The following is a 24,808-nucleotide window of genomic DNA, read 5'->3' on the forward strand; positions in this document are numbered from 1 at the left end:
AATTTAACACCTAATGAATATAGAAAAAAGTATGCAAAATAAGCAGCTAAAAATAGCTGCTTATCTTATCAAAACCAATTTATCTTTTATAATTCTTCACCATTGCTGCCAATTACTTTTTTGTACCAATAGAAACTCTTCTTTCTTGATCTATCTAAAGTTCCAGTACCATCATTATTCTTATCAACATAGATAAATCCATATCTCTTTTTCATTTCTCCAGTTCCTGCACTTACTAAATCAATGCATCCCCATGGAGTGTATCCCCATAATTCAACCCCATCTCCAATTGCTTCCTTCATTTGTTCAATATGAGCTTTTAAGTAATTAATTCTATAATCATCATTAATAGAACCATCAGCTTCTACTGTATCTACTGCACCTAATCCATTTTCAACAACCATCATTGGAATTTGATATCTGTTATAAATTTCATTTAAAGTAGTTCTTAATCCTACTGGGTCAATTTGCCATCCCCAATCACTAGCTTCTAAGTATGGATTCTTTAATCCCATTGATAAATTTCCACCTGTAGTTTCAACATCTGGATTGTTACTTACACAGTTTGTCATATAGTAACTAAATGTATAGAAGTCTACTGTTCCATTTTTAAGAGTTTCTAAATCGCCTTCTTCCATTTTAATTTCTACATTATTTTCTCTAAAGAAACGTTTAGCAAATCCTGAATATGCACCTCTAACTTGTACATCTCCACATAAGTAATTTGAAAACTCTTCTTGTTGTTGTGCTAATAAAACATCTTCAGGACTACAAGTATATGGATATAATTTTCCAAATGCAATCATACATCCTATTTTAAAATCTGGATTTATTGAATGTCCTAATTGAACAGCTTTAGCACTTGCAACAAATTGATGATGTAAAGCTTGGAAGCATTCTTGATAGTGATTATTTTCAGATGCGCCAAATTTTAATTCTCTTATATCATCAAACATTACTCCAGCACCCATAAATGCTGCTGCAGGTCCATGAGTTAAAATATTTATTTCATTAAATGTTAACCAATACTTAACTACATCCTTATATCTATTAAATATAGTTTCACAATATCTTAAATAGCAATCTATACTTTCTCTTCCTAACCATCCATTCCATTTTTTTGTTAATCCAAATGGTGTTTCATAATGTGATATTGTTACTAATGGTTCTATATTATATTTTTTTAATTCAGCAAATACATCATCATAGAATTTTAAGCCTTCTTCATTTGGTTCTAATTCATCTCCATTAGGGAATATTCTTGTCCAATTTATAGATAATCTAAAAGTCTTGAATCCCATTTCTGCAAATAGTGCTATATCTTCTTTATATCTATGATAAAAATCAATTGCCTCATGGCTTGGATAATATGTTCCTTCTTCAAGTTCAGGAGTTATTCTTCTTGCTGTAGTATGTGTTCCTCCTGTCATAACGTCAGATGTACTTAAACCTTTTCCACCTTCTCTATATCCACCTTCAAATTGGTTTGCAGCAGTAGCTCCTCCCCATAAAAAGTTTTCTGGAAATTTAATATTACTCATAAATAATTCCTCCCTTTATTCCACTCATTAATTAATTTATTTATTCTCTATGATCTTATTTTATTCATATATTGAACTTTTGTCAATACAATAATTCACATTCAGTTCATAATAAGAATCATTTCCACACTTAGAATTCAAATGGTTCATTCTGAATTCTGAATTTATCTATACCTTATTCCCGCTAAAAAACTTATATTTCTCATATTTTTTGCACAAAAAAAAGCTGATAAATCAGCTTTTCATATTTATCTAATATATTATTTTTGCTTTTCCTTCTTCAAACTTAATTTCTGAATTTGTTATAATTGTAGCTTCTGTAAAATCACCATAGGTGTAGAATTTTCTTACATTGAACTTTGATTTATCAGCTAATATATAGCACTTATCTGATGATTTTATAACTGCCTTTTTAACTTCTCCGTCTTCTAACATCATTGTAGTAAATCCACTTCTTGCATCTATTCCCATAGTCCCTAAAAAGGCTTTATCAAAGTTCATAACACTTATCTTATTTATCATATCTTCGCCCATAATTAAGTTCTTTTCTGGCTTTGCATAACCACCTAAAATATAAGTATTTATCCCTTTTGCCATAAGCTTTTGAATATGCATTATTCCATTTGTAACAACTGTTATCTCTTTAGCTTTTATATAATCAATCATATAAAAACATGTTGATCCTGAATCTATAAATATTACATCATTATCTTGTATTAAACTTGCTGCTTTTTTAGCAATTATTATTTTATCTTCCTTATTTGCATTAAATACTTCTTGAAAATCCATTGGAAGTATTGCATCTACTTCTTCTATTGCCTCAGCTCCACCACGAACTCTCTTTAATAGCTTTTTTTCTTCCATAGCTATTAAAGTACGTCTTACTGTAGATCTTGATAATTGAAATTTTTCCATTATTTCATCTATTGAAGCATATTTTTTTTCTTTTACAAACTCTGAAATTTCTATCCATCTATCTATAAGTACCATTTTATTCACCTTACTTATTTTTTATTCAAACTGTTCACTATATGAACAAAATGGTAACATTCTTTCATTTAGATGTCAATACACTTATTGTCTATGATTTTTTAACTACTTAATAAGTACATTATACCATAGCCTTATCTTTTCAAACTTCATACTTTTGTCCTTTTAAATTAATTATTTAAATATTATTCTCTATCATATCTTAAAGATAATATAAAAATACTGCCCACATTTTATAACCGTGAACAGTATTTTATAGCTATTTACTACTTAAATCCTCATGCATCTCTATAATCTCAATAGCTAAATCCTTTATAGTTTCAGCACTAATTAATTGATCCTCAGCATGCATAATTATTAAAGAAAATTCTAATTTTTCTCCAGCTGCTTCTTTTTGTATTAAGCTTGTATGACTATGATGTCCTTGTAATAAAAACTCTTTTGCTTCTTCAATTTTTTTATTAGCCTCTTCATAATTACCTTTTCTAGCTTCTCTAATAGCTTCAATGGCCAATGATTTTCCCATTCCTACGTTACTTATTATTTCAAATGCTACTAATTCTAAACTTTCCATTTAAACTCCACTCCATTACTATAATTATTTAATTAATTCTAAAGCACTTTCAAGAACTCCTTTTCCATTCATAGTTCCATAAAATCTCATATCAATAACCTCTACTGGAATTCTTCCATTAGCCATTGCTTCTATTTGTGGCTTTTGGAATCTAACTTGTGGCCCAAGTAAAACTATATCCACTGTATCTATTACATTTTTACATTCTGCAACTGGTAAAGCTTTAATATTAACTTCCACTCCCATTCCCTTTGCTGCCTCATTCATTTTATTAACTAAAAAACTTGTTGACATTCCTGCATTACATACTAATAATATATTTTTCATTTTCAATTCCTCCATTTATCTATCAATTTAATTTAAAACCTTTTCAGCTTCAAAAGCTGCTTCTTCTTTACATAATCCTCTATCAGCCATCTTAACAAATGGTATCCATATTAAAGTTACTGTAACCAATAAAACTAATTGTAATAATGCCCCTCTAATGCTACCTGTAACTAAATACCCACTTATTATAGGTGGAGTTGTCCAAGGTAATTGTGCTAAACCTGTTGGCAGTGGTACAAGGTTTGTTACAAATGCAAAGTATGCAATAATAGTTGATACAGCTGGCGTTATTACTAATGGTATAAAATATATTGGATTTAACATAAGTGGAATACCAAATAATGTTGGCTCTCCTATATTAAACGCATATGGTACTGCTGCTATTTTACCAACTTCTCTATACTGCTTACTTTTTGCTACTATTACCAATGCTATTATTGCTCCAATAACACCAATAGATGCAAATGAATTTCTAAAACTTAAACTTATTATATTTGGAGGAACTTCTCCTGCTATTGATGCTACTCTATTTGCATCTTCTAAAACTGTCCAAATTGGATTCATAGCTCCTTGTGATACAATCGCTCCCCCATGAATTCCAAAGAACCATAAAAGTTGTTCAAATAATAATGCTATTACCATTCCTGGTAAAGTTCCACCTAATAGTAATAGTGGTTTACCTACAATTGTATTTATTACTGTAAACAAATCTGAACTCATTGTAATTTCAAGTATTAATCTAACTATATAAAATAACGTTATAGATATAAATGCTGGAATAATTGATGCAAATGGCTTTGCCACTGCTGGTGGAACTGCTGCTGGCATCTTTATAACTATTCCTTTTTGTTCTATTTTTCTATATACCTCTACTGAAACTATAGAAACAATAATTGCTAAAAACATTGCTTGTGCTCCAACTTTAGTCATTGGAATATTTCCACCATTATCCCCGAATACATATGGTGTTACTACTAAAAATGCTGCAAGCGATGTAAGTGTAGCTTGTAATTTATCAGTATTATAATATTTAGCTAAACTATACGTTGCTGCAATTAAAACATATAATGCTCCAACATCCATTGTTGCATTAGAAACATAAATAAGCTTACCTTGCCATACTCCTGCATTTTCAACATTTAATATACTAGTTATAAAATTTTCATATGCTGGAATTGGTATATATGCAATAATTAAAAATACAGATGCTATTATAGTAAATGGAACATATGCTAACATTCCGTCTTTCACTGCAGCTAAATGTCTCTGCTTACCTATTTTATCAGCTACAGGCATTAATTTACTTTCAAGAACTTCTGAAAACTTTCTAAAAAACTCTTTCATTTTATTTCCCCACTTTCCTTTTTTTGTTTAATTTATTTATTTTTTAAAATCATATAAAAGTCTCCATTGTTTCCTTCTATATAATTCGTTTGTAAAGTAATATACTTATCTGAAACTATTACTTGGCAGTTATCTACCCCTTTTGGTATACTAAAACACCATCTTATTTCATCTTTTTCTCTACTCCAACTACTTTTTATTTCTCCACTATATGATTTAAAACTGCATTCATATCTATCTATTAATTCTGAAAAATAAGGATTTAGAATTATTTTATTTGACTTTTTTGCTTCATCAAGAACCCTAATACCACCTAACCCTTCATAATACCAAGATGTATAACTAGATAGCATCGCATGATTATATGAACAGTTTTTCATATTAAATTGTTCTGAAAGTGCTGTTTTGCCACATTTAATCATATATCCTATACTCGGAAAATCATCTTTAAACAACCATTTTTCTATAACTTCGTTATATCCATATTTATTTAATACATCATAAGTCATCATTAATCCAAAAATCCCTGATGTTAAGTGATAATCATTTTTCTTTATGTTTTCTACAAACAGCCTACTTAACTTTTCTGGATTTTCGCAAATTCCCGAAAAAATAGCAAATGCATATCCACTTTGTGTTTTATCTCCATAAGTTCCATCTTGATTCCTGAACTTATCATCAATAATTTTTTTTAATTTAATTAATTCTTCTTCATATTTTTCATAAATCAAATCATCCATTAATTTTGCAAAATATATATTGTATTTTAAGAATAAAACATAAGTACAATGTGCAATTAATTTTTTATCTGGTGTTCCTACCTTAAAATTTTCATAAGTTTCAGGACTACCATGATCCCCTAAACATTTATCTTCTAAACCATCTATCCCAATATTAATTAAATAGTTCATTTGCTTTTTTAAATATTCATATTCATTAACTAATAATTCTTTATCTCCATAATATTGATAACATTTATATACTATATAAGGATAAACAAACTGCCATAATATTGGACCTTCCCCTTGTCCTGTTCCATTAGACTGAATTCCCATATAAGGTGCAGTTTCAGGTATTCCACCATTTTCAGTTTGATCCTGCCTAAAATCTAACATTATCTTTTTATAAAGATCTCTTAAGTCAAACATATATAAATTAGATGGTGCCAATGCAACTATATCACCACCATAACCTAATCTTTCCCTTGCACAATCTTCAAATATTGAATGAATATTATTTAACTTAGTTTTTTGCGCAATATCATATAAGGTATTTAGCCATTCACTTGATGTATTTATATCACCTATAATCTCTACATCTGAATAAACATAAGTTGCTTCAATATCTATTAAATCTTCTTTTGATAATCCACTTATTTCAACATATCTAAATGAATGATAAGTAAATTTATTAGTATATTGATTTAGTCCAGATATAGCTATTATTTCGTCTTGTTGAGCTGCCATTTTAGGTGCTCCAGCTCCACCAGTAAATGTTATATCTGCTTCTTTTAAATACATACCAACATGTCCAACTAATGTAGAAGTACAATCAACCTCATTGCTATCGTTTACATCTTCAGCATAAATAAGTTTAATATGTTTTCCTTCTATGCCTTTAAATGCTATATTAATGACTCCTGATAAAGTTTCTGTAAAATCAACTAGTAAATTTCCTCTACAATTTTCTATAATGCTTGTGGGTTTTAACGTTCTTTTTCTTTTTATTTTAGGAATATGACTTAAAACTAATTCACCCTTTTTGCTATTATCTATAATTGCTTGAGTCCAATCATCATCATCGAAATCAACTAAATTCCAATTTTCTTTGTATAGTCTATTATCTATTCTTTCTCCTAAATATAAGTTATTAAATATTAATGGGCCATCTCCAACCTTCCAACTTTCATCAGTTGATACTATAATTTCATCTTCATTATTTTGTATGTTGGCTATTATTTTGGGTTCACCAATTCCTCTTAGTTTATCTCTCAAATTATATTTTCCAAATAACTTTAATGGTGATGGATTATACATTCCATTCCCTAACTCAATTGCTATTATATTATCTCCATTAGTTAATAAATCTGTAACGTCATACTTATCGTAATATATTGTTTTATTATATTGTGTCCAGTCTGAATTCAATTCATAATCACCAACACGCTTTCCATTAATGTATGATATATAATAACCAAGACATCCAATATTTAAATAATATCTTTTATTTTCTTTATTAAGTTTAAAAACTTTTCTTATTAATGTATTGGGATTATCTTCATAATAATCTGACGTATCTTCTTTGTATTTTCTAGGTACCTTTGAAATCCAGTCTCCTTGAAAATAAGTCTTCTCCTGCCTCATTAAATTCCTCCCATTATATACTTATTTAAAATTAAATTTCTAAATAATTTATATTTTATTTCTCTGTTCATTTATATAATATTACATATTTTACTAGTTAACTATGCTTATAAATGTCACACTAAAGGAACCATTTCTGACATATGTTATACGTTTACTATAATTCTATTTATTTTATAAAAAATAAAAGAGCATGATAAACTCTTGCTCTTTTACTCATATACCTATTATTTAAATATAAGCTCTCCATTCTCAATATTTCTTTCGTAATTTTTAAAGAAATTCCAAATATATTCTGCTTCGGGCTTGTAATTCCAATGTGCTAAATCCTTAACTGCTGCTAATTCCATTACTACTCCATTTTCATTTGATAATGTACCTGTATACATATCCTTATCCCCTAATTTGGTCCATTGCTGATTATCCAGTCCAATTCCATAATATTCATTTTTACTCATATCCATTTCAGTTACTTCTAAACCATTTATCTTTTGGTATGCTTGTAATGAACTAAAAATATGAGTATTTTCATCCTCATCCCAAACTTGATCTCCATATAAATATTGAGTTCCATATTGGCTACTTCCATCTACAGGTATCATTTGGAAGAAATCATGATCTCCACATATATATAATAGAGGTACTTCCCCACCAGTATAATTTTCTGAGATTTCTGCTACTTTCTCTGCAAATACATTAACACCTGATACAATTCCTACAGCTGCAAAAACATCACTATATTTTGCACCTAATAAAAATGATTCTGCTCCACCAATTGAAAGTCCTGTTAAATATATTCTTGAAGGATCTATTTGAGGGTATTTAACCTTTAAATCCTTAATCAAATTCATAACACCTTCCTCACCTAATCCATCACATCCAAAAAAGTTCACTTCTTTGTCTTGCCATTCAGGAGCTACCATAATAAAGTTTTCTTTAGCAGCTAATTCTGGCCAACCTGTTGAATCACCTTGTAATCTTGGGTCATTTTGATTACCATGTAAATTTACTATTAGTGGGACTGATTCATTTTCACTTTCATTTATAGAATTAGGAACATACTCAAACCATGTATATTTGCCACTCATTCCAGTAACACTTTCATCAATCATTTGATTATAAGATATATCTAAATCCTCAAATATAGGAATTTCTATTAAATCATAGCTATCAGTTACATCTCTTGCACTAAGATTATAAAATTCAGATATATCATTATGTTGACGATAATTTTGTGAAAAAATACTTTCCCATGCATTATTAAAGGCTTCAGATAAATCCTCCTCTTTACTTGATACTGCTACAGCTTGAAGTGAATTATCTTTATTTCTATAAATAGTATATTTATCACTATTTTCTTCTTCTGTCGCCTCATTTATATGCTTATAAAATGCTTGAACATTCTCATTTGAATTACTTAAATATGCTGGAACTACATCATTTTTTTCTAAATTTTCATTTATCTCTCCACCATAAAGCATCATTCCAGCTACAAAATAACATGATTGTGATATATAATTATTCACAAAAGTACTACCTTCATCTATACCAATTACTTTTACATTTTTAACTCCTATACCTACTAAATCAATAAATGCTTCCTTGTCATCATTTCCATATCCTTCTTCATTTAATGGATTTACTACATAAACTTGTGCACCCCATTGTTCTAAATTATTTATCATATTTAGTTCTTCCACAATTTTATTTGCTTCCTCTTGAGTTTTACTTCCTGCAAAAATATAATAAGTAGGTATAACTACATCTGCCCTTGTAGGTGTAAATCCATCTTCATATGCATTGTAATAATAATAGTTAGTATCTGTTCCATCCTCATTCTTTGCTAACTTTAATTTACTTCCATCATTTAATACCTGAGCCTGCTCACTACTCTCAATATTGTTTCCACTAGTATTAGTAACACTATTCCCACAACTGATTAACCCCATAGTTGTACTTGTTATAGTTGCCAATAGAATTGAAATTTTAATCCACTTTTTTATCATTTTCCTCAAACTCCCTTTATTCTAAAATTGAATTACTTAGTTTATACCCACAAAACTTTTTCACTTTTTTATATAATTAAGCATTCATTAAATTTATAATATTACATAAGAAGATAACACTCTATATTTATAACCGTCATAAAGCACAAACCTTTTCTGACATATTTTTGTAAACATTTTAATGACAAGCCTGTAAAATATATGTATTATATTTATATAATCTTAAATTTTATAAAAGGGTGATTTGGTATGAATTTAAAAGATATAAATTATTATTTACCATTAAATAATATTGAGCTTACATATAAAGATATTTTTTTTAATAATCCTAATTTTGAATTTGATAAACCTAAAATTCCCCAAACCATTGATTCATTTTTAGAAAAACTAAATTTAGATGTAAGTAAATTGAAAGATCCAATTAAAATCTCCTCTAAAAAAGAATCTATGACTGAAACTTTATTTCCTAAAGAAAATGATGTTATTATTAGTAAGCACCTTAGATACAGTCCTTGTTTCATTCATTCACATAGTTTCTTTGAAATTATATTCGTGTTAAACGGTTTCTGCAGTAATGATATAGGAAATTATAATCTAAAGCTAAAAAAGGGTGATGTATGTATAATAGCCCCTAATACTACTCATGCTCTTAGTATTTTTACTGATGATTGTATAGTTTTAAATTTACTAGTTAGGTCAAGCACTTTTGAAAAGTCATTTTTTGAACTAATTAAATCTAATGATATATTATCAGCATTTTTTTCTCACTGCTTATATTCTAGCAAATCAGAATCTTATTTATTATTTACTAATCAAGATGACATACATAGTATTAATTATGCTTTAGAAATGTATGAAGAGTTTACTAATGATTTGAGATATTGTGATAGAATGTTAACATCTATGATGTCTTCATTTTTTATAAGACTTCTTAGAACTGATCCTAAAAATATAATAGTTCCAAATCCTGTTGGAACCCATACTGATAGAAATGTAATGTATATTTTAAATTATATATTAAGTAATTATAAAGAAATATCTTTAAAGCAACTTTCAATTAAGTTTAATTATAGTGAGAGACAAATGGCACGTATATTAAAAGAGTACACTGGTAAAACATTTATAAATATAATTCAAGATATTAAGCTTCAAAATGCATGTGCTCTTTTGAAAAATCCTGATATTTCAATTAATAAAATTATTGATTCCGTAGGTTATTCTAATAGTACTCACTTCTATAAAATTTTTAAGAAGTCTTATGGAGTTACTCCTATTGATTACAGAAATAATAATATTAATTTCAATTAAAAATAAATGGATATACATCTATTATTGTATATCCATTTATAATTACACAAATTTCACAAACTTTTAATAACATTTTTTTATATTCCATTGTCATATGTTTTTATACTTTTTTTCAAATGATTTAAGCCCTCTATAGTGTTTATCTATAGTTTTAATTAACTTTGCTGGAACTCCACCAACAACAGTATTAGAATCAACATCCTTAGTAACTACCGATCCTGCTGCGATAATCGCATTCTCCCCAATAGTTACCCCTGGAACAACTGTCACACTAGCACCAATCCACACATTTTTCCCAATAATAACTGGTGCCGGTTTCATACCACTACGTAGTTCTGGTTCAAAATTATGATTAAGAGTTGTAATTACAACATTATGCCCTATTAATGTACCATCTCCAATACGAATTCCCCCCTGATCTTGGAATCTACATCCTGAGTTAATAAATACATTTTTACCAATATTAATATTCTTTCCACAATCAGTATAGAAAGGTGGAAACATAGCAAAACTATGATCCACCTGTTTACCTATTAATTTAGAAAACAATCTACGGATTTCTTGTGGTTCATGATAAGAATTGTTTAATTCACATGTAACCTTCATAGCTTCTTGACTAAGCTCTATCATATATTTATGAACTTCCGATCCACCCTCTATATTTAATCCACTATTCATATAATTTAAAAATTCATTAAGTTTCATATTTTAACTTGTAAAAATTCTATTTTTAACAATAAAATTTCTACAATGCCTCCTTATTCATTCTACTTCATCTATACACATATATTATATGACTCAACACTTATATATAACTAATACTTATATCAAATACCTATATATACTTTAATGATTATAAAATAGGTAGTAACTTTTGAACCTATTTCTATAACCGCTTTTAATATATTATTTAATTATTGTTACTATTTTAATGCATTTTTAATATCTTCAACAATTAACTCTTCTGTTAAATGATATCTTTCATATAATTCTTCCATTGATACTCTATCTGTAAATTCTTTTGTAGCACCAAAATTTAATACCTTCATATCTTTATCACCATAGAATCTAGAAATTTTTTCTCCGAAACCACCATCAAGAACTCCATCTTCTAAAGTAATTACTAATTTGTGACTCTCTAATAAATCCGTTAACATCTCCTTATCAATGCCTGTAATAAATCTAGGATTTATTAACGTTGCATTTATTCCAGTATCTACCTTTAACTTTTCTTGAACCTTTCTTCCAAGGTCATGGAATGATCCAAGTCCAATAATTGCAACTTCATTTCCTTGTATAGTTTTTTCATAAACATTTAAATCACCAAAATCAGGTTCAACACTTACTCCAGTTGTTATAACATTCCCATTTGGTACACGTATAGCTACTGGGTGATCTTTTTGTTCTATACCCCATTCAATCATTGCAAGATACTCTTCTTTATTTGTTGGTGCAAGATATACTATATTAGGTATATTAGATATTAATGGTATATCGAATATTCCTAAATGTGTAACATCTCCACCAGTTATTCCTGCCCAAGAAACCATAATAAGCGCAGGATTATTATTTATTGCAAGGTCTTGTGATAATTGATCATAAGTTCTTTGAACAAATGAACTTAAAATTGATACTACTGGCTTTCCACCTTGTGAAGCTATTCCTGATGCAAGGGCTATTGCATGTTCTTCTGCTATCCCAACATCTACATATTGTTCCTTAAGGCTTTCTTCTTGTCTGAAATAATTTAATCCAGCTGGCCCTGGAGTTGCCGCTGTTATTGCTACGATTTTTTTATCTTCTTTAGCTTTTTCGACCAAAAATTTCCCTAAAATATCTGTGTAACCTTCTGGAAATTCAATTTTATTTGATTCTTTATTTTCTAAATCAAATGGCATTACCCAATGAAAAGCTTCTTTATTTGCTTCTGCTTCTTCAAATCCTTTACCTTTAATTGTATGGATATGAACTACTACTGGATGATTAGTATCTTTAACTTTATTAAATGCTTCTATAAGATTTTCAACATTATTTCCTTCTTCTACATAAAAATATTCAAATCCTAGAGACTTAAAGAAATTATCTTCTGCAGTTCCATTAGTTTCTCTAAGTTTTGCTAAATTTTTATATAATCCACCATGGTTTTCTGCAATTGACATGTTATTATCATTTACTACTATTATTATATTTTTTCCTGATTCTGCAGCATTGTTTAAACCTTCATAGGCTTCTCCACCACTTAAAGAAACATCACCAATTACAGCTATAATATTTTCATTTTGTCCTTTAACATCTCTAGCTTTAGCTAATCCACATGCTAAACTAATTGAAGTTGAAGTATGACCTACAGTAAAGAAATCATGCTCACTTTCATGTTGTGATGTATATCCTGTAATATCAGCAAACTTTTCTGGATTAATAAAACTTTCTTTTCTTCCAGTTAAAATTTTATGTGGATATGATTGATGTGAAACATCATATACTATTTTATCTATTGGTGAATTAAAAACATAATGCATTGCAATAGTTGCTTCAATCATCCCTAAATTAGGTCCAAAATGACCACCTGTTTTACTTACTTTCTTTATTAATACATCTCTTATTTCTTGAGCTAATATATTTAATTCCTCTCCACTAAGAACTTTTAAATCTTTTGGTTCATTGACTTTACTTAAAATATTGTTACTCATAATCTTTCCTCCACTACCTTTAACTTTTTCTTATATCTCTATGTTAAATTCTGGAGTTAACTTCAAGTCAATACTTTTTTCTAAATTTTATTCAAAAATGAAAAGTTAAATTCTCGATTGCAATACTAAATTCACTTTAAAAAAGTTTAGAATTGCACTAATAGTCAATTCTAATAATATATAATAGATTTCTCTCAAAAGGAGGATTTTGATTTCTATAAAAAATTTTTAATACAACTATAACTTCTTTCATCTTTAGGTTGTTATCAATACTCAATTAATACAAAAAGGATAATTTCCTTTTCATCAGAAATTATCCTCTATACATTTCTATTTTTATAATTATTTTATTGCCCCTTTTGTTACACCATTTATAATCCATTTTTGAGCAAATAAATAGAATACTAATAATGGTAATAAAGCTAAAAGATATGAAGCAAATGCTACATTATAGTTTGTCCCAAATTTTGATTGGAATATATATTGTGCTAATGGTAATGTTGCTGAACTTTGCTCACTTAGTATTACAAGTGGCATCATTACATCATTCCATGCCCAAAGAGCTGTCATTATTCCAACTGTTGCATGCATCGGCTTTAACAAAGGGAATATAATCTTCCAAAATACAGTCCATTGTTTAGCACCATCAACATAAGCCGCCTCTTCTAATTCAAGAGGAATGTTCTTCAAATATCCAACATAAAGCAATGTATTCATTGATATACCAAATACCATATAAAGAATTATCATACCAACTTTATTATCTAAGTTAAAGAAACTTACTTGCTTAACAAGTGGTAACATTAACATTGAAAATGGTACAAACATTGCACTTACAAAATAAAAATATACAAATTTATAAAACTTTTTATGCATATTTCTTGCAATAGCATATGCAACTAATGAATTTGTAACAATAGTTACCACTACAGCTCCCGCTGTTATAAATAAACTATTCATTATTGTATGAAAGAAATTAGTCATCTCAATAGCTTGCTTAAAATTACTAAAACTCCATGACTTCGGAAGTGATAATATATTCCCCATCATTTCTGATGGTTGCTTAAATGCAATAACAATAGTTATATAAAGTGGAAATAATATTGTTAATGAACAAATAATAAGTAATATAGTAATTGGCAAATTAACTTTTCCATCTTCCTTCTTTATAAAAGATATTTTTTTTACTTTACTTCTATTATTAGATTTTAAACCTACCTCAGCCATTATAATTGAACCTCCCTCTTCTCTAATACTTTAATTTGGAATAATGATATAGCTACAATAACTATAAAATATACAACTGAATTTGCTGATTGATATCCAAATTGACTTCCACCAAATCCTGCTTTATATATAAGCATAGAAATTGATTCTGTCGATTGAGCAGGTCCCCCACCAGTTAAGGACATTATTTGATCAAATACCATTAAGAAGTTTTTCATGCATAAAACCATATTTATTGTAAAGAATGGTGCTATTAAAGGGAATGTAATCTTTCTAAATTGTAGCCATTTCCCTGCTCCATCAATTCCACTTGCTTCATAAACATCATCTGGAATTGTTTGAAGCCCCGAAATGTAAATTATAGTATTAAACGCTATCGATTGCCACGAAACTACAATTACAACAGCTATCCAGGCTAAGCTTGTACTACCAAGTATGCTTTTACTAAGAACTTCACTCCCCATAACTTCACCTAACTTTGGAAGTATAAATGTAAAAATATAATTAAATATATATCCTACAATTAATCCACCTAAAATATTAGGTAAAAAATATAATCCTCTTAATGTAGTTTTAAATTTTATTTTTGAATTTAACGCTAATGCTAATGTTAAACTTATTAAATTTACTATTATTGTTGTAACTATAGCAAATTTAAAGGTAAACATATATGAATTTAGCACCCTTGAATCAGTAAATAAATCTTTAAAATTCATTAATCCAATAAAATCAAAATCTCCAAATCCTCTAAAATTAGTAAAACTATACATTACCCCTTTTAATAACGGGAATGTGTGAAATAAGAAAAATACAACTATCATTGGTATTATTGTACACAAGAAAAATCTATCTCTTTTTTTCATTTCTATTCACCCCTTCATACTATTCTTTAATATACTGTCTATTTGCCTTTAACCATTCCTTTTGAAAATTATTTAAGAACTTGTTCTTATCCCCATCTAAAAGATATGTTTGTATCATATCAGATGCTGGTAATTCTGCTGGATAATAATGATCTTGGAAGTCAACAACCCTTGAATTTTCAAAGAATTCATCAAATACTTCAAATTTTGAATCTTCTTGCACTACCCCCTTAACTGCTGAGAATGCACTTTGTTCATCTATATAAGTTTTCGCATTTTCTTCTTCTAATAAAAAGTTTATAAACCTTATACTTTCCTCTTTATTCTTAGAATCTTTAGTAATAGCAAAATATACATCTACACCAGAAACTAATTTATTTTCCTCTTCATTATTAGATGCAGGTAACGGAAACATTCCTAGATTTAAATCTGGATTTACAGTTAAAATTGCAGGAATTGCATAACTACCTTGTAAATACATTGCAGACTCCCCGTTAGCAAATGCTGTATTACCATCATTATAACCAACACCAAAGTTGTCAGAATGTCCATATTTCATTAACTTCATAATCTTATCTGTTGTTTCAGAATAAATTTCATTAAATGTAGTTTCCTTACTATTTACCTTCTTAAAAGAATCACTACTAACTAAAGTACTTGCTATAGTGTTCCATGCAGGTAAAGAAGTCCATGACTCCTTTAATGTAAAGTAAAACGGTGTTATACCATTATCTTGTACAGTTTGAGCTAGCCCTAAAAATTCATCCCATGTTTTAGGTATTGATAACCCTAATTCCTCAAATATATCTTTATTATATATAACTCCACTTGCATTTAATGCATATGGCACACCGTAAATTCCATCTACACTTTCAATTTCCAACTCCTTTAGCATTTGATTATAAATCGGATCAATAACACTAAAATCTATTTTCCCACTTAAATCTTCTAATATATTAGCATCTACAAAATCTGCAAAACTTCTATCTGCTGATAGTGAAATAATATCTGGTGCATCACCTTTTACTAATCTAGTCTTTAATACAGTTGTTGCATCTGGTGGTGCACTAACAACTACATCTATATCTGGATTTTCGGCTTCAAATTTTTCTACAAGTTTATTATAGGTATCTACAGCTTCTATCTTATTACTAAAGAACACTATCTGCTTTTTACTATTACCAATCCTAATACTACTTGTACAACCTGTTAATAATGTTGTTGCCATTGATATTGATACTAAAATTGTTGCTATCACCTTTTTCTTTCCCATTATCTCATTCCCCTCTTTTTATATCGTTTACATAATTATATTTTAAAACTTTTTATAATAATTCTAAATAGATTAATGTAATTAAAACATGTCTAAATGTTAGTTTTATTATTTGAAGTATATCTTTTAATTAATATATATTGCAATATATATCCTTCTAATTTAAAATTTATATATCGGTTTAATAAGCACATGTCTAAATGTTAGATTTAGGAGGATTTATGTTAGATATATACTTTTTAGAAAATACTAATCGAAGTTTTAATGATTTATATCTCTGTTACTGCGGATTAGAAAAATGTGTTCCTTTATATTCATTTGGTCCAGCTGTTCGCCCAAATTATTTAATTCATTATGTATTGGATGGAGAAGGCTATTATTATGTAAATGACAATAAATATAAAGTTAGAAAAAATCAAGGTTTCTTAATCGAACCTAATGTTGTTACATTTTATCAAGCTGATAAAGATAATCCTTGGACATATCTTTGGATTGGTATCGATGGTGATAAAGCTAAACTTTATCTCAATTCTGTTGGATTAGATTCTGAACATTTAATTTTTACTTATGAAAAAGATGATGCTTTAAAAGAATATGTATTAGAAATGTTAAAACATCATACAATGTCTGATTCTGATGCTTTTAAAATTGAAGGATTATTATACTTATTCTTCTCAAAACTGTGTGAAGATCATAAAGAAATCTCATCATTAACAAGGGAGGAAAATACTAATAATTACATAAATAAAGCAATTGAATTTATTCAAAATAATTATCATAACTCTATAAAGGTAACAGACATTGCTGATTATATTTGTTTAAATAGAAGTTATTTAACTTCCATTTTTCAAAGCAATTTAAATATGTCTCCTCAAAAATTCTTAATGAAATTTAGAATAACTAAAGCTGCTGAATTATTATATAATACTGACCTTCCAATTGCTAATATAGCATACTCCTGTGGCTATAGTGACCCTCTAGCCTTTTCTAAAACATTTAAAAAAATTAAAGGAGTTAGCCCTAAACAATATAGAGATACAAAAAAAGAAACAACTAAAAAATTTCTTTTATCTCAATAAAACAAAACTGGTTTGTATTTTTTTATTACAAACCAGTTTTTATTTATATTTACATTTTTATAAATTATGCTGTTTCTAAAGGCTCATCTTTATTTAAATCTTCAAGTATCGCTTCATATTCTTTTTCAGTTAAGTTATATCTTCTTAAAGATATAATACTACATACCGCAATTATTCCTGGTATTATTGAATACATTATATGTATTCCATTTAATGTATTTACGGTTTGTGCTACATTTGCTTCATATCCAACAAATGCTAATACATATCCACATAAAGCCCCACCTATTGCACTTGCAAGTTTTGTTTTAAATATATTTGAAGAGAATATCATTCCCTCTGATCTTTTACCTGTTTTCCATTCCCCATATTCAACACAATCTGCAACCATTGATGCTAAAGATATATTAGCTGCCCCTTCAGCAAGCCCCATAAAAGCATTTATCACTAACATCATTTTTAAGTTTGAATATTTTAATAAAAATATTGATAAAAAGCCAATAGCATTAATTGCTATTCCAAATAAGGCTGTTTTTCTTTTTCCCAGTATTTTTGTTATACTAGGTGTACAAATTCCACCAAGCATTCCTGTTGTTATACTAATTCCATTTACTAAAGGAATATATAATTCTGCATTGAAATTATACTTTATATAATATATTGAAAACCCATTTCTTAGAGCATAAGTTATTTCTAACATTAACATAGATATTAATACAATTCTTAAAGGTCTATTTGTTTTAAAAAGTTCTTTTAATTGCTTAATTCCTTGTTTTTGTGGCTTTCTATTTGTATTTATTTCTCTAACTCCCCATACAGTAACCCAAGTACAAATTGCAGCTGTTATAGAATATACTATTGCTACTATCGTCCAATTTCCAAACTTAGCTACTAAGGGAAGAGTAAATACTGAAACAACTAAACTCCCTCCAAAGGCAATGGTTCTAGCTGATGTTATAATTTTAGTTCTTCCTTGTGCTGATTGAGTTATATTAGCAGATAATGACCAATAAGGTGTATCCATAGCTGTAAAACATATACCCCATAGTATATAAGATATATATACCCAAACTATTTTTCCTGTATCACTTAAATTTGGTGATGAAAAACACATTATCGTCGCTATTCCCATGAATATTGGAACAAATAAAAGATATGGTCTACTCTTCCCCATCTTAGACTTTGTATTATCAACAATCATTCCCATAATAGGATCTGTAATTGCATCGATTATTCTTGCAACCAAAAACAATGTACCTACAGCAGCTGCACTTATCCCAAAGCTATCCGTTAAATAAATTGTTAAATATGTACCTATCATTGCACATATAATATTATTGCCTAAACTCCCCATTCCAAAAGAAATTAACGTTTTCATAGAAACGTCACTTTCATTCCTATTTACTTTCTCTAATACTTCCATATTTAATACCTCTCTTTTTATTACTTTTTTTTGCTACAATTGTTTTATTATCACTATTATGTTTGTTTCTACATTTTAATTATAATCATCGCTATTGCTCTCGAAAACGTATTAATGTTTTTAAAATATGGTTAAATGTTAGATATACTATTAAAATTCTAAAAAAGATAGCATAAAACTACTATTTAAATTTATGCTATCTTAATATTTATATTATAAATTTTTAATCAACTTTTCTTAAAGTCCAGTTCTTAGCTTGATAGTCTCCCATAAGTTCTCCAATTTCAAGCCCTATATACATAAGTTCATCTCCACCAAATACTTCTCCAGTTTCAATTACTTCATATAATGAATTTTCATCTAAAGCCTTAACTTTTAATCTTCTTGGTATTACATTAGCTTCAGCATACTTCTTAACATAACTTACTACTACTTCTTTGCCGTCTTTAGATAAATTCATCCAAGCTGCTTCATTACTATCAAATGAGCTTTTCAATCTATACAAATCTCCAAATTGAACAGTACTTCTAATATTTTTATAAAACTCAACTTGCTTTTTAACTTCTTCTTTTTCTTCTTCATTCATTTTAGTTACATCTAATTCATAACCAAAGCTTCCTGCCATTGCTACTACTCCCCTTGTATTAAGTGGTGTAATTCTATGAACTTGATGATTCGGTACAGCGGATACATGGCTTCCCATCGAACTGGTTGGATATACTAATGACGTTCCCTCTTGAATCATTAATCTTTCTATTGCATCTGTATCATCACTTGTCCAAGTTTGTGGCATATAGTATAACATTCCACCATCAAATCTTCCACCGCCACCAGAGCAACTTTCGAATAGTATATTAGGGAAATTAGAAGTTATATTTTCTAATATTTTATATAAACCTAACATGTATCTATGAGCAATTTCCTTTTGTTTTTTTGCAGGCCATGCTGTTGATCCTATTTCTGTCATATTTCTATTCATATCCCATTTAACATATGATATAGGTGCTGATTTCAACACATCTGTAAGCATTTTTATTACAGCTTCACAAACTTCATCTCTAGATAAATCTAATATAAGCTGTTTTCTTGCTTCGGATCTTATTCTTCCATCAATATGAATACACCAATCTGGATGTTCTTCATATAACTTACTTTTTGGTGAAATCATTTCTGGTTCAAACCATAAACCAAATTGCATTCCCATTTTATTAATATCTGTAGCTAAAGAATTTAATCCTCCTTTAAGCTTTTCCTCGTTTACAAACCAATCTCCAAGTGAGCAATCATCATTATTTCTTTCTCCAAACCAACCATCATCTAAAACAAATAATTCTATCCCAAGCTTACTAGATTCCTTAGCAATCTCTTTAATTTTTTCATTATTAAAATCAAAATATGTTGCTTCCCAATTATTTATAAGTATTGGTCTTTCCTTATCTCTATGAGCTCCTCTACATAATCTTTCTCTATATAAATCATGATAAATATGAGACATTCCTGTTAATCCATTAGGTGAATATACCATAACAACTTCTGGTGTTTGGAATGATTGTCCTGATTCTAAATTCCAAGTAAAATCAAATGGATTTATACCAATTTGTGTTCTTGCATTACTATGCATATCTACTTCAACACTAGCTAAAAAGTTTCCACTATAAATTAAATTAAATCCATAAACCTCTCCTTTATCTTCTGTTGCATCTTTACTTACTAATGCTATAAATGGATTTTGAGCATGACTACTTGCTCCTCTTCTACTTTCAATACATTGTCCACCACTTCTTAAAGCTGTTCTTACTATATGTCTTTCCCTAGCCCAAGAACCTGATAATTGAATTAAATCAAACTCACTATGTGTAAAATCAACATTCGCACTTAAAGCTCTTAATATATCAACTTCATCATTACTATCATTTATAACTTTACAACTTCTTGTTATTGAATCATAATTTTCAAATACAGTATAAGATAATATAACTCTTAAGTTAGCTACTTCATCTTTTAATGTTATTTCTAAACTCTCTACTTCATCTTCTTTTTCAGCATAAGTTGCAGGTAATCCTTCAAGTTTTTTCTTTCCTCTGTAAATTTCATGACTCTCATACCTAAAATCTGTTACTGTAGTTCCATTTGCTAGCTTTACTTGAATTGCAGGTGAACGCAAATCTGGATTTCCATAGCTTGGATATTCTTGTGCTATAACTTCTAAGTGCAATGCATCTATATTGTCTAAATCCGCTAAAAAGCTTCCACACGCCCTCTTTTTAACTACATAATTTATTTTATTAGAATTAATTTTTCTTCCCCAATATAGATTAATTAAATGTCCTGTTTCTAAAACACTTAAAATATAACTAGTCCTTTTTGATTGAATGTGAAATAATTTATTATCTTCATTAAATACAATTCCCATATTATCCTCCTACTTATATATGTTTCCATTTCTATACAACGTTTTCATGCTATAGTTATATTATACTTTTAGATATAATTTAAAACTATGACCATATGTCATTAATATATGTCTAAATGTTGTATAATAAAAATATAGTATGATGAGCATACTTAGGGATAGTTAATAAAGATATAGTTGTAGATATTTATTTTAGCAAAAATTTATTTAGAAAATATAAAAATATCTTTTTCCAGTATAGAATTAGCTTGTATACTCAATTCACAAAAAATGGTTTCTATAATCACTTATTTCTACTTCAATAGAAGCAAAAGGCTCATGTGCAACTAGTCTCATTCCATAAGAATTATATATTAATGTATATAAAGCAATTCCAGTTTCCCCCTATAAGCCTTAGAAACCCAACTATCTATGACCACAAATTACCTTCAAGGTCAAGTTAAATATTTAATTGACCCTAAAGGTAACTACACTTTTCTTATCTTTTTTTTAAAATGGTAACTTTCCTTTACCAACAAATTTAATAACTACTTTATCAATATCTAGTCCACTTGCTCCAAAGTATAATTTAATATAATGATTTACCCCAAAAACAAATCCAAGCTCCCTACTTTCAGTAACCCATTTACCTTCCGTTCCTCTAATAGTAATAGTTTCCTTTAATGCATTATCATAATAAATAGAAAGCGGTAACTGTGCTAATGGACCTTGTTCTGATTTCATTGTTACTTCAATGTTATAAAGTCCAAGTTCATTTAAAGTTATTCCAAACACTTCTGAATTACCTTTTTTATTATTAAAACTGCTTGCATCTATAATAATATCATTGCTATCCTTATCTGCATAATAATAAACAATATCCCCTAGTGAAATATTCCCATCATCATCTTGTGCATTAATTTCTTCTAAATCTTCTTTACTTATTAAATTTAGCTCATGTAACATTGCTTGTGATTTCATAATAAATTTTAATATATTTTTAGCATTTCTTTGCAAATCACTTCTTGTAACTTCTCCAGCTTCAAACCTTTCCTTAACATTGTCATTTTCAGGATTTTCTAATGAATTTGATACACACATATATAAATCATTTTGTGCTAGCACCATAGGAGCTTTATTTCCTCTTGTAGACTTTTCACCTTCAGTATTTGCTTCTGCCCACCAATCTGTCATTACTATACCATCAAATCCCCATTCTTTTCGTAAAATAGTAGTACATAAATCATAACTTCCTGCTGTCCATATCCCATTTACAGGGTTATAAGTAGTCATAACAGAGCGTGCTTTACCTTCTTTAACTGCAATTTCAAATCCTTTTAAATAAATTTCACGAAGTGCTCTTTCTGATACTATTGAATCTACAAAACGCCTTGAAGCCTCTTGATTATTGGCACAAAAATGTTTAATTGTTGCTGTAGATCCAGCTTCTTGAATACCAATAACTTGAGCTGCACCTATCTTTCCAGTTAGTATTGGATCTTCTGATACGTACTCAAAGTTTCTTCCATTTAATGGGTTTCTATGAATATTCATTCCAGGTCCTAAAAGAGAATCTATCCTATTTCTACATAACTCTATTCCAGTCATTTTATAAAGTTTTTTAACTAAATCAACATTAAACGTACATCCTAATGCTGTCCCATTTGGCAGTGAAAATGCCTTTGTTCCACAATCCATTCTTATACCTGATGGACCATCAGCACAACATGCAACAGGTATTCCAAAGTTTCTTAATGATTTAGTAATTCCACCAAATGCAGCTGCTGTTCCTGGAGTAACCTTAGGACTACACATTCCCTCTCCTCTAAACATACAAATTAAATCATTGTAACTTAACTGTGCTACAAAATCATCTAACTTTACTTTATTTTCAAATACATCAGCAAGCTTATAGCCTCTATCCCCTGTATAAATTATTTCTTCATCACGATTTTTAAACATTCTCTCTTTAGGATTTATTCTTCTCACAGGAACTTCTTCATTTTCTATATTAAATTTATTATTTTCATCTAATACAGGCTTAATTCTTTTAAAATAAACTATTGGTGCACAAGCCTCTTCTAAACTTTCTACTATTGTAAATTTTTCATCGTATTGCCCTGATTCTTCAGCATTTCTAACATCTGATCCTATATAAATCTTATATAAACCTTCTTCTAAGACATAACAAGATTTATATCCGTCTACACCCCTATCATCATAAGATGCTATATAACTTTTAGGTATATTTATTATTAACTTTTCACATTCACCGGGTTTAATAATACCTGTCTTCTTAAATCCGACAAGAGCTCTTACTGGCTTTCCAAGTTTACCTTGTGGCGCTTCTATATAAACTTGTACAACTTCTTTCCCTGACATATTGCCATTGTTAGTTACATTTGCTTCAACAACTATTTCCTCATGTGTTGATTCAAGTAATTTCCCCTTAATATCAAAACTTGTATATGATAATCCATATCCAAAAGGATACATAACCTTTTCTTTTGCAAAAGTTTCAAAATATCTATACCCTACATAAATATCCTCTTCATAATAATTTCTCTCTGGATCTCCGAAATTTTTAGTAGATGGATAATCTTCTATATTTTTTGCAATAGTATCAGTTAACTTTCCACATGGATTTACTCTTCCAGTTAAAACATCAACAACTCCATTTCCCCCTTCTTGCCCACCTTGCCAAGCATAAAGTACTGCTGATGGGTTATACTCATCTACCCATTTCATATCTATAATATTACCAACATTTAAAACTACTACAGTTCTCTTAAATGCTTGGCTCACTTTTTTTATCATATCTTTTTCAACATCTGTTAAAAGATAACTTCCAGCCTCATTTTTACTATCTTGATCCTCACCTGCAGTACGGCCTATCATAACTAATGCAATATCATTTTCCTTAGCTACTCTTACTATATAATCTTCTAATTTCATTTCTTTTTGAGACCAAGGTACAGTTCCCCATCCATGTCCTTCATCATATGGATTTTCTTTAATCCACTCACTATATATTTCTAATAAATCTTCATCTAAAACAATATCCTTTTCATTCCTTAAAGCATCTAATATACTTACTACATATCTTGTATTTACAAGTCCTCCAGAACCTAATCCACTTTTATAATAATTAAAAGCACTTCGACCAAAAACTGCTACCTTATCTCCTTTTTTTAGTGGAAGTGTATTATTATCATTTTTTAATAATACACAGCTTTCAGCTGCAACTTCTCTAGCAAGCCTTGCATATTCCTTTAAATCTAAGCTATATTTCCCCATAATATCCTCCTTAAATTATTCTCACCCTTTATCATTCATATATATTTTTATTATCTCCTTATATTATACCATCTATGTTTTTGTAAAATTATCCATATTTTTAAACTTAAA

Annotated in this window: 18 protein-coding genes; 2 read left to right on the forward strand and 16 right to left on the reverse strand. The window is 28.7% G+C overall.

The genetic code is table 11. The features are described 5' to 3' along the window. Window positions 1–86 precede the first annotated feature (86 nt). The 7 genes from TY07_RS07795 to TY07_RS07825 form a co-directional block, all read right to left on the reverse strand. On the reverse strand, window positions 87–1,541 hold the full coding sequence (locus TY07_RS07795; RefSeq protein ID WP_042397727.1) for a glycoside hydrolase family 1 protein: 1,455 nt from the start codon (window positions 1,539–1,541) through the stop codon (window positions 87–89). Between the two features lie 252 nt (window positions 1,542–1,793). Further along, complete coding sequence (locus TY07_RS07800) at window positions 1,794–2,531, reverse strand: DeoR/GlpR family DNA-binding transcription regulator (RefSeq protein WP_042397730.1); 738 nt, start codon at window positions 2,529–2,531, stop codon at window positions 1,794–1,796. A gap of 259 nt (window positions 2,532–2,790) precedes the next feature. Continuing rightward, on the reverse strand, window positions 2,791–3,105 hold the full coding sequence (locus TY07_RS07805) for a PTS sugar transporter subunit IIA (RefSeq protein ID WP_042397734.1): 315 nt from the start codon (window positions 3,103–3,105) through the stop codon (window positions 2,791–2,793). Between the two features lie 24 nt (window positions 3,106–3,129). Next, window positions 3,130–3,432 (reverse strand): PTS sugar transporter subunit IIB, encoded by a 303-nt coding sequence (locus TY07_RS07810; protein WP_042397737.1) that lies wholly within the window; start codon window positions 3,430–3,432, stop codon window positions 3,130–3,132. A gap of 27 nt (window positions 3,433–3,459) precedes the next feature. Next, the gene (locus TY07_RS07815) at window positions 3,460–4,776 is read right to left on the reverse strand and encodes a PTS sugar transporter subunit IIC (protein ID WP_042397740.1); all 1,317 of its coding nucleotides are present in this window, start codon (window positions 4,774–4,776) and stop codon (window positions 3,460–3,462) included. A 32-nt stretch (window positions 4,777–4,808) separates the two neighbouring features. Then, window positions 4,809–7,139 carry a family 78 glycoside hydrolase catalytic domain gene (locus TY07_RS07820; protein ID WP_042397742.1) on the reverse strand — a complete coding sequence of 777 codons (2,331 nt, stop codon included), beginning with the start codon at window positions 7,137–7,139 and terminating at the stop codon, window positions 4,809–4,811. Window positions 7,140–7,366: 227 nt separating this feature from the next. Next, window positions 7,367–9,145, reverse strand: coding sequence for a CE1 family esterase (locus TY07_RS07825; RefSeq protein WP_052330647.1), 1,779 nt, complete (start codon window positions 9,143–9,145; stop codon window positions 7,367–7,369). 249 nt (window positions 9,146–9,394) lie between these two features. Between TY07_RS07825 and TY07_RS07830 the strand changes: the two genes are divergently transcribed. Further along, on the forward strand, window positions 9,395–10,453 hold the full coding sequence (locus TY07_RS07830; RefSeq protein WP_052330648.1) for an AraC family transcriptional regulator: 1,059 nt from the start codon (window positions 9,395–9,397) through the stop codon (window positions 10,451–10,453). A gap of 90 nt (window positions 10,454–10,543) precedes the next feature. On the opposite strand, the gene TY07_RS07835 is transcribed toward TY07_RS07830, so the two are convergent. From TY07_RS07835 to TY07_RS07855, 5 genes are all read right to left on the reverse strand, one after another. Further along, the gene (locus TY07_RS07835; protein WP_042397745.1) at window positions 10,544–11,158 is read right to left on the reverse strand and encodes a sugar O-acetyltransferase; all 615 of its coding nucleotides are present in this window, start codon (window positions 11,156–11,158) and stop codon (window positions 10,544–10,546) included. Between the two features lie 218 nt (window positions 11,159–11,376). Then, window positions 11,377–13,143 carry a 1-deoxy-D-xylulose-5-phosphate synthase gene (locus tag TY07_RS07840; protein WP_042397748.1) on the reverse strand — a complete coding sequence of 589 codons (1,767 nt, stop codon included), beginning with the start codon at window positions 13,141–13,143 and terminating at the stop codon, window positions 11,377–11,379. Between the two features lie 342 nt (window positions 13,144–13,485). Continuing rightward, a complete protein-coding gene (locus TY07_RS07845) occupies window positions 13,486–14,370 on the reverse strand; it encodes a carbohydrate ABC transporter permease (RefSeq protein ID WP_042397752.1) in 885 nt (294 codons plus the stop codon). Continuing rightward, a complete protein-coding gene (locus TY07_RS07850; protein ID WP_042397755.1) occupies window positions 14,370–15,233 on the reverse strand; it encodes a carbohydrate ABC transporter permease in 864 nt (287 codons plus the stop codon). The genes TY07_RS07845 and TY07_RS07850 overlap by 1 nt, the downstream gene beginning before the upstream one ends. Before the next feature lie 19 nt (window positions 15,234–15,252). After that, window positions 15,253–16,506, reverse strand: coding sequence for an ABC transporter substrate-binding protein (locus tag TY07_RS07855; protein ID WP_042397758.1), 1,254 nt, complete (start codon window positions 16,504–16,506; stop codon window positions 15,253–15,255). 221 nt (window positions 16,507–16,727) lie between these two features. Between TY07_RS07855 and TY07_RS07860 the strand changes: the two genes are divergently transcribed. After that, window positions 16,728–17,585: an AraC family transcriptional regulator gene (locus TY07_RS07860; protein ID WP_042397761.1), complete on the forward strand. Its 858-nt coding sequence runs from the start codon at window positions 16,728–16,730 to the stop codon at window positions 17,583–17,585. A gap of 64 nt (window positions 17,586–17,649) precedes the next feature. Here TY07_RS07860 and TY07_RS07865 read toward each other — a convergent pair whose 3' ends face one another. The 4 genes from TY07_RS07865 to TY07_RS07875 all read right to left on the reverse strand — a co-directional run bounded on the left by TY07_RS07865 (window position 17,650) and on the right by TY07_RS07875 (window position 24,697). Further along, entirely contained in the window at window positions 17,650–19,008 is a 1,359-nt protein-coding gene (locus tag TY07_RS07865) for an MFS transporter (RefSeq protein WP_042397764.1), read from the reverse strand. A gap of 223 nt (window positions 19,009–19,231) precedes the next feature. Then, window positions 19,232–21,421 (reverse strand): alpha-galactosidase, encoded by a 2,190-nt coding sequence (locus TY07_RS07870; protein ID WP_042397767.1) that lies wholly within the window; start codon window positions 21,419–21,421, stop codon window positions 19,232–19,234. Between the two features lie 261 nt (window positions 21,422–21,682). Then, window positions 21,683–21,757: a hypothetical protein gene (locus TY07_RS18875; protein ID WP_242858424.1), complete on the reverse strand. Its 75-nt coding sequence runs from the start codon at window positions 21,755–21,757 to the stop codon at window positions 21,683–21,685. A 153-nt stretch (window positions 21,758–21,910) separates the two neighbouring features. Next, complete coding sequence (locus tag TY07_RS07875) at window positions 21,911–24,697, reverse strand: glycoside hydrolase family 3 protein (RefSeq protein ID WP_042397771.1); 2,787 nt, start codon at window positions 24,695–24,697, stop codon at window positions 21,911–21,913. Window positions 24,698–24,808 lie beyond the last annotated feature (111 nt).

The sequence above is a fragment of the Clostridium saudiense genome (assembly GCF_000577815.1).
Taxonomy (GTDB): Bacteria; Bacillota; Clostridia; order Clostridiales; family Clostridiaceae; genus Clostridium; species Clostridium saudiense.